We start from the raw sequence: 12,449 nt of genomic DNA, 5'->3' as shown, positions 1-12,449 counted from the left end.
CCGTTGCTTTTAATATTGAAAAAATTCGATGATCGACCGGTCTTTTTTGCTTTTTCCGGGCAGTGCCGTCAGGCCAAAGCGGCCCTTGCCCCGCACGGTAAAAACATCACCCTCATACACCGGCGCATGGGGTTTTTCGGCAGGCAGATGGTTGATCTCCACCCTGCCGGCCGCGATCAGCTCACATGCCTGCCCCCGGCTGCACCGCAGCATGGCCGCAAGCACAGCGTCCAGCCGCAGAGACGACACGGTAGCGCTGCGCAGCTCGCGCCGGGCCTGCGGGAAGGACGGTATCTCGTCCGGTTCCAGCAGCTCAGTGGTCAGCTCGGTGTGCCCGGCCTGAAACAGCTCCCGGCAGATGAGCTGTGCTGCCGGTTCCAGCGCAAACACATAAGCTGTGCCCGGCTGATCCTCCGGCAGAACGATGTCTCCCAGCGCTTCGCGCTTCAGCTCCAGACCCATCAGGCTGCCCAGATAGTCCTTGTGCGCGGGCAGCGCGGCCCCGGGCAGAGCCCGGCATTGCAGCCGCACGCAGCGGATGGGGTTTTCCCCATAGCTGTACTCGGGCTCCAGACAGAGAATCCGGCGTTCCGCCTGCGGCCAGCCGCCCTCAAAGCGGAAGCCTTCCTCTATGTCCGCACGCCCCAGCGCTGCACGGGCAAGATCCTGCTCACGGTCGCTCAGAAAACCAGAGTACCGTGCAATCTCCCGGGAAAAGGCCGTGCGGGCCAGATCCTCGATATGCCGCATGAGATAGCGTTCTTCATCCGTTCGTGCGGGAATGAACCCGCGCACGGCTTTGGGCTGTGGATCATGCAGATCAATAGAACGCGCCATTGTTCTCCAGCTCGTCCAGCAGATCGCCCATGATGTCTACATTATATGGTGTGATGATAAAGGTGCTGTTGGCCACCCGCTTGATCTGGCCGTTGTTGGCATAGGCAACACCGGACAAAAAGTCCACCAGACGGCGGGAGACTTCCTTGTTGGTAGACTCCAGATTGAGCACGACCGTGCGCTTGTTGTTCAGATGGTCGGCAATGGTGCTTGCATCCTCAAAGCGTTCCGGCTTTACCAGCACCACCTTGAGCTGAGTGGTGGCATTGATGTTGACCACCTTGCCGTTCTTCTTGTTGGTGCCCTCGGTATGTTCCTCAGCTTCGTCGTCCGCACCGAGACCGACGCCGTTGTTATTGTTCACCATCTGGGGACCATCGTCGATGTACTGGTCCTCATAATCGTCTTCCTGGTCAAACAGACCCTTCTTGATGCTGTCAAGAAAAGACATACAATCTGCTCCTTTCATTCCGGCAGCTTGGTGCTGCCTGGCGTTCTCTGCATAAAGAATGCAGATAATAGCTTTATCTATTATCGGATTTTTTGCCTCAGATGTCAATAACTACAAAAGCTTTCCGTCATACAAATTTTGTCCGGAGACGATTATTTCGTCATAAAGCCTCACCTTGCTGACCGAACCCTCGGTCCCTTCGGGCAAAACAAGGATGTAATCGCCGTCTGTGATCAGCGGATGGTCTGCATCCACCGGGTCGATCCGGCAGAAGCGTGCGATGTTGCCAAGCTTGACGTAAACGCCGGGAACATAGTTCTCGCCCTGTGTCTCGGTCTCGGCCTCGGTCCCGTCCTCCTTCAGATAGTGCACCGCTGCTGCAGGCACCCGCAGGCCGCTGTGCTCCCCTACCGAGATCCGTGCGGCAGCCCGGTTCAGGCACAGCACATCCCCGTTGATGGAGTTGCAGGTGAGCACAAAGCGTGCAAGGCCGCTGTCCGCATCAATGCTCACTTCGGTAACGGTCGCCTTCAGGCCGTTTTCCATCCGTCCCGGAAAGCTGATCTCCACCGCAGAGCGCAGCGGCTTGCCGTCCTGACCCAGCAGCTTTTCTCCCTGCTTTGCGCTGCACACGCCCACATAGCGCCATGTAAAACCGGCTACGATCTTACCGGCGCAGCCATCCAGTGCGATCACCGGGTCGGAATCCAGATAGCCCTGCAGCTCCTGCGCACTTAACGCAAGGATGTCGTCCGCGCCGGCATTGAGCCTGCCGCTGCCGGAAGCCCGTACAAAGTAACCGGTCTGCGGCGCAGCGATCTGGGTGGGACTGCCCAGCTGGGCCTGCACGCTCTGGGCCTGCTGGACCAGAGCCGTGATCTGATCGGTAAAGTTTGCAGCATCACCGGTGACGACCCAGAGCTTGTTCTGTGCAAGCTGATAGGCATTGGAGTCATCATCCACTGCCTCGTAGTCGCCGTCATCCAGTGTATCCAGCAGATCATACAGTGCGCCAGCGCGTTCTTTTAAAAGGCTGTCCAGCTGCAGGGCTGCCGTGTTCTGGGATCTCTGCAGCAGATCGATCTGGTCATTCAGCTGGGTCAGCTGCTGGCGCAGCGTGGCCTGCGATGCATCGCTGTAGATCTCTGCCACCGCAGTGCCTGCGGAAACGCGCTCACCGTCCGCCGCAAGATATCCAAGGTTTCCACTGCCTGCCACATAGCTTTCGTCAAACAGCAGCACGCCGTCTGCATCCACGGTATCCGAAATGACCGCAGGCAGTGCCGTTTCATAGACATTCTGCGGGAACAGGACGTGCATGGCCTGATAGAGCACATACCCTGCAGCCAGCAGCAGAAATGCGATCAGCACCCCTGCCAGCGTGGCAAATCCATGCGCTGCACGGCCCTCCTTCCGGGTCTCGTCCGGCATATCGATCACCCCTTCGATAAAAATTCACTCACTTGATGGATGGCAGTCTCTGCCGCATCCGGTGCACCGGCATCCAGCCAGACCACACCGTCCATATGGCGGAACCATGTCAGCTGGCGCTTGGCATAGTTGCGGGACGCCTGCTTGAGTTTATCTGTACAGGCTTCCAGCGGAGCCGTACCTTCAAAATACGGGAAGAATTCCTTATAGCCAATGGCCTGCGCCGCCGTGCGGAAGCGTTCGCGGCTGCGCCAGACGTACTCTGCCTCTGCCAGAAGGCCCGCTTCCAGCATCTTGTCCACCCGCAGATCGATGCGGCGGTAAAGGGCCGCACGGTCCGGGAAATCCAGTCCCAGGATCAGGCTGCGGTAGGGCCGTTCCTGCGGAAGGGAGTCTGCCTTCTGTTCGCTGAGACGTCTGCCCGTAGCGCGGTAATGTTCCAGTGCGCGCAGCACGCGTACCTGATTGTTCGGGTGGATGGCCGCTGCGGCCTCCGGGTCGGCCCGGCGCAGCTCTTCGTACATGGCCGCGCCGCCTTTTTCGGCAAGCTCCGCCGCCAGCTGCTCCCGCAGGCCGGCAGGCGATTTCTCCTCGGCAAAGCGCACCCCGTATAGAAAGCTCTGGACATACAGGCCCGTGCCGCCCACGAGGATAGGCAGATTTCCCCGTGCCGTGATTTCCTGTTCCAGCGCTGCGGCCATAGCCGTAAAATCTGCCACACTGAAAGTTTTGTCCGGCGGCAGGATGTCCACGCCGTGGTGCGGGATGCCGCAGGTCTCCTCCGGCGTCACCTTTGCGGTACCGACGTCCAGCCCCTGATAGATCTGCATGGAATCGCAGCTGATGACCTCGCCGGAAAAGCGCCTTGCCAGCGCCACGCCAAGAGCGGTTTTGCCTGTGGCAGTGGGGCCCACAACGGCTACGACCGGATGTTTACACGATGCGTCCAAACTGCTTTTCCAGCTCCTTTCGGGTCAATTTCAGTACGCAGGGGCGTCCGTGCGGGCAGAAGGGCGGCACCTCGCCGGAAAGGATCTTTTCGGCCAGCGCCAGCAGCTCCTGCGGCGAGGACTTATCCCCCGCTTTGATGGCTGCACGGCAGGAGATGGAATGCAGCACCCACTCGGTATGCTCATTCAGCGCATCATGGCCGCCCTTGAGCAGCTTATTTGCGATCTCCACCAGCAGACTTTCTGCATTCTGCGGCTCCACATCTGCAGGCACCGCCCGCAGCACGACCGTGTTCCCGCCAAAATCTGCAATTTCCAGTCCTGCATTTTCCAGCAGCGGAATGTTGTCCAGCAGCGCCTGCTTTTCCTCTGCCGACAGATCGATGGCAGCAGGCTCCAGCAGCAGCTGACCGGGCACATTGCCATAGCTGGCCGCCAGCTTCTCATAGAGCTGGCGTTCATGGGCAGCATGCTTATCGATCAGGCACAGCTCGTCCCCGCGCTCTGCAAGGATGTAGGTCTTGAACACCTCACCCACATAGTGCAGAGGCTCCGGCTGACCGGCTGTCGGGTCAAAGTTCAGCTGCTCCGGCTCTGCTGCTTCCGCCGACAGTTCTTCTGCCGGACATGCAGCAGCGGCACACTTTTTCTCTACCGGTCCATCCGGGCTCTCCGGCGCGGAAGGCACCGACTTGTTTTCCTGTACCGCAGGCACTGCATCCCATGCCGCCATGTGATCCTGCGCCGCATGGATTTTTGCATTCTCTTGTCCAGCCAGTTCCGGCTCTACGTCCAGCTGTGCCTCGCTGGCTGCAGCACGGAAAGGTTCTGCCGTCCGGGGGTTTTCCGCTTCCGGACTGTGCAGCGTCACGAAGGGGTCCAGCATGGGAGCATTCTGCGTGCCGCTCTGCCAGCGGGGCACAGCGGTCGGCGCGGCTTTCCCTACCGGCTCCGGCCGCAGAGCGGGCCGTTCCTCCGTTTTTGCCGGTTCCCGGCGCTGCTGCGGCAGGGTACCCGGGTCCGCCTGCCCGGGAATAATGGCAGAAAGTCCTGCAAAGTTGTCATGCTTTACATCATTTTCAATCTTTTTATCGACTGTTTTTTCATTTTCGACCTTTTCATCTGCATCAAAGGTGAAAAGCCGTTCGCCGGTGCCGGGCTGAGCCAGTGCCAGCTTGACAGCGTGGTAGACCACATCAAAAATATCATTTTCCCGGGCAAAACGCACTTCCACCTTTGCCGGATGGACGTTGACATCCACAAGGTCTGCCGGCATTTCCAGCAGAAGGATGCCGCCCGGGAACTTGCCCTGCATCATGGTGCCCTTGAAGGCCATCTCCATGCCAGCCATCATGGTACGGTTGCGCACGTAGCGGCCATTGATGTAAAAATGCTGCATGCTCCGGCTGGCGCGGCAGCTTTTGGGCGGGGTGATCAGGCCGGTGATGCGGTACACACCCTCCTGATTTTTCAGCTCGATGAGGTCCCGGCTGAACTCCCGGCCCAGAACTGCATAGGCCGCGCTGCGCAGCTGACCGTCGCCGGGGGTGACATACTGCAGCTTGCCCTCCCGGATGAATTTGACACTGACCTCCGGGTGGCTGAGGGCCACATGGGCGATCGTATCCGCCACAAAGGTACCCTCGGAAGAGTCCTTTTTGAGGAACTTCATGCGGGCGGGGGTGTTGTAGAACAGGTCCTTCACCCGGATGGTAGTGCCCACCGCACGGGCACCCGGCTCCCGGGAGATCTCTTCCCCGCCCTCGATGCGGTAGACGGTGGCAAACTCGTCTGCTTCGGTGCGGGTGGTCAGCTCCACACGCGCCACGCTGGCAATGGATGCCAGTGCTTCGCCGCGGAAGCCCAGCGTGTGGATGCTGTTCAGGTCATCCGGCTTTTCGATCTTGCTGGTGGCATGGCGGATAAACGCCGTGGAAATGTATTCCGCCTCAATGCCGGTGCCGTTGTCGCTGATCTCGATCAGCTTGACGCCGCCGGATTCAATGCTGACCGTCACCTGCGCAGCTCCGGCATCGATGGAGTTTTCCAGCAGCTCCTTGACCACTGACGCAGGCCGCTCGACCACCTCGCCAGCGGCAATCAGCTCGGCGGTGTGCTTATCCAGAACATGGATCACTGCCATGGTGTTCCCTCCTTATGGTTTTTTCGGGCAGGCTATCAGCTGTTCAGGCTGCCCTTCAGGGTCTTTTTCAGCTCGTAGAGGAAGTTCAGTGCTTCAATGGGGGTCAGCGTTTCCACATCCAGTGCTTCCAGCTTCTCCATCATCTCACTGGGAACCGCCGGAGAGTTGTACTCCTGCAATGCGTCAAAATCCATCTGCTCCACCTTGTTTTTGGGAGCGGCAGCTTCCAGCGCACGCAGCACCTCGTGGGCGCGGCGGGTCACGCTGCCGGGCAGGCCTGCCAGCTTTGCCACCTCAATGCCGTAGCTGTCATCCGCGGGGCCGCGCACGATGCGGCGCAGGAAGGTGATGTCCTCGCCGCGTTTTTTCACTGCAATATTGTAGTTTTTCACGCCGTCCACGCTGCCTTCCAGCTCGGTCAGCTCGTGGTAGTGGGTGGCAAACAGGGTCTTGCAGCCAAGCCCCTTGGCCGGGTCCGAAATATGCTCCACCACTGCACGGGCGATGCTCATGCCGTCAAAGGTGGAGGTGCCGCGGCCGATCTCATCCAGCACCACAAGGCTTCTGGCGGTGGCATTTTTCAGGATCTCTGCCACCTCGGTCATCTCCACCATAAAGGTGGACTGACCGGCAGACAGATCGTCCGACGCACCGATGCGGGTGAAGATGGCGTCCACCACGCCCACATGGCAGCTGGATGCCGGCACGAAGGAGCCGATCTGCGCCATCAGAGCGATCAGTGCATTCTGACGCATATACGTAGATTTACCCGCCATGTTGGGGCCGGTGATGATCAGGCAGCGGTCGGTGGTGCAGTTGAGGGTGGTGTCGTTGGGCACAAACAGGCTGCCCTTGAGCATCTGCTCTACCACAGGGTGGCGGCCCTCCGTGATGGTCAGCTCGTCACTGTCGTCCACAACGGGGCGGCAATAGTTGTTTTCTGCCGCCGCCTGCGCCAGTGCAGTGAGAACATCCAGCTCTGCAACCGCGTTTGCCGTGCGCTGGATGCGGTCCAGCTGAGCGCTGATGCTTTCCAGCAATTCACTGAACAGGCGGTGTTCCAGCGTGATCAGCCGCTCGTGCGCACCTAAGATCTTGCTTTCCAGCTCCTTGAGCTCCTGCGTGATGTAGCGCTCGCCGCTGGTCAGGGTCTGCTTGCGGATGTAGGTCTCCGGCACCTGTGCCTTGTAGGAATTGCTGACCTCGATATAGTAGCCAAACACATGGTTATAGCCGATCTTCAGCTTGGGGATGCCGGTCTCCTGCCGCAGACGGGCTTCCAGCTGCGCCAGAACGCCCTTGGTGTTGTCGCGGATGGAGCGCAACTCGTCCACCTCGGCATGGTAGCCTTTGGCAATGACACCGCCATCCTTGAGGGTGGAAGGTGCTTCCGGGTCCACCGCCGCATAGATGCGGGCCTTGATATCCTCCAACGGGTCGATCTGTGCTGCCAGCCCGGAAAGCTCCGGGCAGCTGCAGGCTTCAGCCTGCCTGCGCAGGCCGGGCAGACGGTCGCAGGTCTGGGCCAGCGTATAGATCTCCTTGGGTGTGGCCGAGCCATAGACCGTCCGGGTCATCAGGCGTTCCATGTCCGCAATGTAGTGCAGCTCTTCCACAAGATCGCCCCGGGCCATGGTCTGCTTTACCAGACTTTCCACAGCGTTCAGGCGGTGGTTGATGAGTGCGCTGGAAACAAGCGGCTGTTCGATCCAGCTGCGCAGCATACGCTTGCCCATGGAGGTGCTGGTCTTATCCAGCACCCAGAGCAGTGTTCCCCGCTTTTCGCGGCCGCGCAGGGTCTCGGTCAGCTCCAGATTGGCGCGTGTCACCGGCGAGAGCCGCATGAACTGCGCCTTGTTGTAGCTGATGACCGTTTTCAGACGCTCGACGCCCTTGATTTGGGTATCGTGGAGGTATTCCAGAAGCGCTGCCATGGCAAAGCGCACAAGGCCGTCGGCGGCAACGCCGGTGGTCTGCGTCCAGTCGCGGCCAAACTGATTTTCCAGTGATGCCGCCACAAGGCCCGGTGCATAGCGTTCCTCTTCGATCAGCTCCACCGAACAGGTCATGTTCTTTTTGATGTACGCCGTCACCTCGCGGCAGTCCAGAAGGCCCGGATTCATCAGGACTTCGCTGGGATGATAGCGGCACAGCTCCGTGATCACAGCCGGTGCCGTTTTATCCGCGTTCAGCTCGGTGATATGCGCCGTGCCGGTGGAGACATCTGCAAAGCACAGACCGGCTTTTTTCCCCTTGAGGAAGATGCTGGCAATGTAGTTATTGCGGTCGTCCTGCAGCATGCTGCTCTCAATGACCGTGCCGGGCGTGACCACACGAATGATGTCCCGCTTGACAAGTCCCTTGGCTTTGGCCGGGTCTTCCACCTGCTCACAGATGGCCACCTTGTAGCCCTTGGCGATCAGCCGGGCCACATAGCCTTCGTAGCTGTGGAAGGGCACACCGCACATGGGCGCACGCTCGGCCTGACCGCACTGCTTGCCGGTCAGAGTCAGATCCAGCTCTTTGGATGCCGTGAGGGCATCATCGTAGAACATCTCGTAAAAGTCACCGATGCGGTAAAAGAGAATTTCGTCTTTATGCTGTTTTTTGATCTCAAGATATTGCTGCATCATGGGCGACAGCTCTGCCATGTTATTTCCCTCTCCCGTTCTGTGCATAGTTTGCGGCTTGTAACCGCTGCGGCAAACAAAACGCGGTCTGTTTTGCACAGCCGCGTTCTGTCGAAGTTTTTGGCTCGAAAGTCGTTTTCATCCCACATCTCTCGCCAGCCTGCCAAAAATCAGGCTGCGGCTGTTTTGCCGGAAAGAAGCACCGGCACACCGGTTTTCATGCGTTATGAAATGAACTTCTCAGTGGCAGCCGCCGCAGGTGGAACAGCTGCCGGTGCAGGAAGCAGAAGGCTCCTGTACCGTCATGGGGTCGCCGCCATTCATGGCAGTGTTGATGATGGCATCAATATAGTTCACAAGGTTCTCGCAGTCACGCTTGGCCTCGTTGTAAGCCACCATGCCTTCGTTGCCCATGATCTGGCCGTACAGGCTGTTCACCTTCTCGTTCAGCTCGGCGATGCGGGCATCGTTGCGCTCGCTCTTGCCGATCTCGTTGTTCAGATCCATGCGGGCGAGGTTGAACTCGCCGATCAGGTTCTGCAGCTCTTCGTCCTTATCGTTTGCCTTCCGGGTCTGATCCAGAACGAGGTAGCGGCTATCGGTCTGCAGCGCAACGGCTGCGCGCTTGAAAAGATCAATGCAATCCATTTGAATGGTCTCCTTCTTATTTATACGTTCAGGGGCACTGCCCCGGAATCACTCAGGCAAGCTCACCCAGCAGCACAGTCGCCCGTGCGCCCGTGAGATGTACGTTGGCATAGCTGCCCATCAGGGAAGCATCTGCGGCAAATTCTACGGTCAGGTTGTTATCCAGCCGGCCGGAAAGGCTTCCCTCGCTGCGTCCAAAGCCCTCTACCAGCACCTTCACGGTCTGGCCCACCTGCGCCTTGACCAGCGACATGGCGATCTCGTCCTGCAGCTTGAGCAGGCGGGTCATGCGGTCGGTCTTTTCCTTGCGGGGGGTGGGATCGGGCATTTCGGCAGCCTTGGTGCCGGTGCGCCTGGAATAGATAAAGGTGAACAGCTGCATATAGCCCACCTTCTGCACCAGCTCCAGCGTCTTGACAAAATCCTCCTCGGTCTCGCCGGGGAAGCCAACGATGATGTCGCTGGAAAAGGTGATGCCGGGCACCGTTTTGCGGGCGTATTCAATGAGTTCAAGATACTGTTCCACGGTGTAGTGGCGGTTCATCTTCTTCAGCAGTTCATCCGAGCCGCACTGCACCGGCAGATGCAGGTGCCTGCACAGCTTCGGCTGGGCGGCAATGGTGTCGATCAGCTTGTGGCTGGCATCCTTGGGGTGGCTGGTCATAAAGCGGATGTGGTAATCGCCGGGCACCGTGCACAGCAGGTTGAGCAGATCGGAAAAGTCCACCTTTTCTTCCAGACCCTTGCCGTAGCTGTTGACGTTCTGTCCCAGCAATGTGATCTCCTTATAGCCTGCCTCCACAAGACCGCGGAACTCGGCAAGGATATCGCCGGGCTTGCGGCTCTTTTCACGGCCGCGCACATAGGGCACGATGCAGTAGGTGCAGAAGTTGTCGCAGCCGTACATGATGGGCAGCCATGCGCGGAACTCGCTCTCACGCCGGATGGGGATATTCTCCACGATGACCGGGCGCTGGGCAGGCTCCATCAGCACACGCTTATGCTTCTGCAGCTTCTGGGCAATGAGCTGCGGCAGGGTGTCGATGCCATCCACGCCAAACACAAGGTCTACATAGGGGTAACTCTTGCGCAGCTTTTCCACCACATGCTTCTGGTTCGCCATGCAGCCGCACAGCCCGATGATGAGGTCATGCTTTTTTTCCTTGAGTCCCTTCAGGGCACCTACGTTGCCGAACACACGCTGCTCGGCATGCTCACGCACGGCGCAGGTGTTGAAGAGGATCAGGTCGGCGTCCTCGGGCTTATCGCACAGGCCATAGCCGATGTCCATCAGCACGCCCTTGATCCGCTCGCCGTCGTTCATGTTCTGCTGACAGCCATAGCTGTGCACAAAGGCCAGCGGCGGCGTATCATAGGCCTGCTTTACCAGCTCAGCGGCGATGTTATTATGTTCAAAACTAATGTATTCCAATCAAACCATCCTTCTCCGCCGGGAAGCTTCTCCCCGCACGGCGAAACTCTTTTTTCTGCCTTTGCAGAAAGCTCTCTTTAGTATACGCTCTTTGCGCGTTTCGGGCAAGGGGTAGTGCGCAATTTTCCCAAAGGTCACTGCATATTTTCCTGCATCTGTGCCTCACAGCAGGCTTCGCACACGCCAATGAGCACCACAGCGCAGTCCTGCACGCAGCCCTTCTGGTTCCTGACCAGCTTCATCACCTGTTCTTCGTCCACCTCGGCGTCGGTCACGCTGCCGCATACCGTGCAGTACAGGTGGCTGTGCCAGGGCAGCGTGTGGTCAAAGCGGTCTGCCTTGCCCGGGATGGAGACCCGGCGCACCCGGCCCGCATCCACAAGACTGTTCAGGTTGCGGTACACGGTACCAAGGCTCAGGCCCGGGCACTCCTTGACCGCAGCATCATAAATTTCCTCGGCGGTGGGGTGGTCGCACAAGGCCTGTACGGTCTGCATGACCAGCTCGCGCTGTTTGGAATATCGCATAACTTCTCCTTTGCTTTCTCCTCATACAAAAGGTCTTGTTCAGACGTTCTCTTCGCCCTTGATCTTTGCCCAGTAGGCCCGGGCAGCCTGCTCGTTTTTGTTGTCGCCAAAGGTGTAGTATTTCACGTCTTTGATTGCATCCGGCAGGTATTGCTGTTCCACCCAGTGATGATCGTAGTCGTGGGCGTATTTGTAATTCTGGCCCTTCACCAGTGCATCCTCACCATCATAGTGTTTGTTCTGCAGCTGGCGCGGGATCGGCCCGGTGCGGCCCGCCTGCACATCCGCAATGGCTGCATTGATGGCATCGTAAGCACTGTTGGATTTGGGACTGGTGGCCACCAGAACAACGGCGTCTGCCAGCGGAAGCCGCGCCTCCGGCAGGCCCACCATATTGGCGGCATCCACCGCTGCCTTCACGATGGGGATGATCTGCGGGTAGGCAAGGCCCACATCCTCACAGGCGCACACCATCAGACGGCGGCAGGCCGAAGGCAGGTCACCTGCTTCCAGCAGACGGGCCAGATAGTGCAAAGCCGCATCCGGGTCGGAGCCCCGCATGGACTTCTGGTAGGCTGACACGATATCATAGTGGTCGTCGCCCTCCCGGTCGTAGCGCATGGCTGTGCGGCGGGTGACCTGCCGGATCATCTCCAGCGTGATATGCTTTTTTCCGTCCTCGATGGGTGCCGCCGTTACCGCAAAATCCAGACAGCCCAGTGCTTTGCGCAGATCGCCGCCTGCGCTCTCTGCAAGGTAGGCACAGGCATCCTCGTCCATATCAAGCTCCGGTTCCCCATCTCCCGAGAGCTTCTGCACCGCATTGTGCAGGCCGCGCTCCACATCCGCTGCAGACAGGGCCTTGAACTCGAATACCGTGCACCGGGACAGCAGCGCATTATAAATGTAGAAGTACGGATTTTCGGTGGTGGATGCAATCAGCGTCACCGAGCCGTCCTCAATGCATTCCAGCAGGCTCTGCTGCTGCTTTTTGTTCAGATACTGGATCTCGTCCAGATACAGCAGGATGCCGCCCGCTCCCGCCAGCGTACCGATGTCCTTGAGCACCGCCTTGATGTCCCCTGTGCCGCAGGATGTGCCGTTCAGCTTGTGCAGCGTCATACCGCTGTTTTCTGCAATGATGCGGGCCACGGTGGTCTTGCCCGTGCCGGATGGGCCATAGAAGATCATATTGGGGATACGCCCGCTCTCGATGGTACGGCGGAACACCCTGTCCGGTGCCAGCAGATGCTGCTGGCCGCAGACGTCTGCCAGAGTTTTGGGCCGCAGGCGCTGCGCCAATGGTTCGTTCATCGTGTTCCCTCCTCCCATACCGGGCAAAGAACCCGGTATTTTCTATAGTATATCGCATTTATGCGGCGAGAGCAATACTTTATCTG

At 59.0% G+C, this 12,449-nt stretch carries 10 protein-coding genes; all 10 read right to left on the bottom strand.

Annotated elements, in window-relative coordinates; genetic code table 11:
* Positions 1–9: 9 nt before the first annotated feature.
* Positions 10–837, bottom strand: coding sequence for a YlmH family RNA-binding protein (locus MTP37_RS06545; RefSeq protein ID WP_249238661.1), 828 nt, complete (start codon positions 835–837; stop codon positions 10–12).
* On the bottom strand, positions 821–1,288 hold the full coding sequence (locus MTP37_RS06540; protein WP_249238660.1) for a cell division protein SepF: 468 nt from the start codon (positions 1,286–1,288) through the stop codon (positions 821–823). The genes MTP37_RS06545 and MTP37_RS06540 overlap by 17 nt, the downstream gene beginning before the upstream one ends.
* Before the next feature lie 111 nt (positions 1,289–1,399).
* Entirely contained in the window at positions 1,400–2,719 is a 1,320-nt protein-coding gene (locus MTP37_RS06535; protein ID WP_249238659.1) for an HlyD family efflux transporter periplasmic adaptor subunit, read from the bottom strand.
* 5 nt (positions 2,720–2,724) lie between these two features.
* Complete coding sequence (miaA, locus tag MTP37_RS06530; protein WP_249238658.1) at positions 2,725–3,669, bottom strand: tRNA (adenosine(37)-N6)-dimethylallyltransferase MiaA; 945 nt, start codon at positions 3,667–3,669, stop codon at positions 2,725–2,727.
* Positions 3,653–5,812 carry a DNA mismatch repair endonuclease MutL gene (gene mutL, locus MTP37_RS06525; protein WP_249238657.1) on the bottom strand — a complete coding sequence of 720 codons (2,160 nt, stop codon included), beginning with the start codon at positions 5,810–5,812 and terminating at the stop codon, positions 3,653–3,655. The genes miaA and mutL overlap by 17 nt, the downstream gene beginning before the upstream one ends.
* A 35-nt stretch (positions 5,813–5,847) precedes the next feature.
* On the bottom strand, positions 5,848–8,463 hold the full coding sequence (gene mutS / locus MTP37_RS06520; RefSeq protein WP_249238656.1) for a DNA mismatch repair protein MutS: 2,616 nt from the start codon (positions 8,461–8,463) through the stop codon (positions 5,848–5,850).
* Positions 8,464–8,682: 219 nt separating this feature from the next.
* Positions 8,683–9,090, bottom strand: a complete 408-nt coding sequence (locus tag MTP37_RS06515) for a YlbF/YmcA family competence regulator (RefSeq protein ID WP_097775655.1) — start codon at positions 9,088–9,090, stop codon at positions 8,683–8,685.
* Between the two features lie 52 nt (positions 9,091–9,142).
* Positions 9,143–10,522, bottom strand: coding sequence for a tRNA (N6-isopentenyl adenosine(37)-C2)-methylthiotransferase MiaB (gene miaB, locus MTP37_RS06510; protein ID WP_249238655.1), 1,380 nt, complete (start codon positions 10,520–10,522; stop codon positions 9,143–9,145).
* 134 nt (positions 10,523–10,656) lie between these two features.
* The gene (locus MTP37_RS06505; protein ID WP_249238654.1) at positions 10,657–11,049 is read right to left on the bottom strand and encodes a Fur family transcriptional regulator; all 393 of its coding nucleotides are present in this window, start codon (positions 11,047–11,049) and stop codon (positions 10,657–10,659) included.
* 39 nt (positions 11,050–11,088) lie between these two features.
* Positions 11,089–12,363, bottom strand: coding sequence for a replication-associated recombination protein A (locus tag MTP37_RS06500; protein WP_249238653.1), 1,275 nt, complete (start codon positions 12,361–12,363; stop codon positions 11,089–11,091).
* Positions 12,364–12,449 lie beyond the last annotated feature (86 nt).

The organism is Faecalibacterium sp. HTF-F, from assembly GCF_023347535.1.
Classification (GTDB): Bacteria; Bacillota; Clostridia; order Oscillospirales; family Ruminococcaceae; genus Faecalibacterium; species Faecalibacterium wellingii.
The sequence above is the reverse complement of the archived record's forward strand: the minus strand, read 5'-3'. Positions and strand labels throughout refer to the sequence as shown.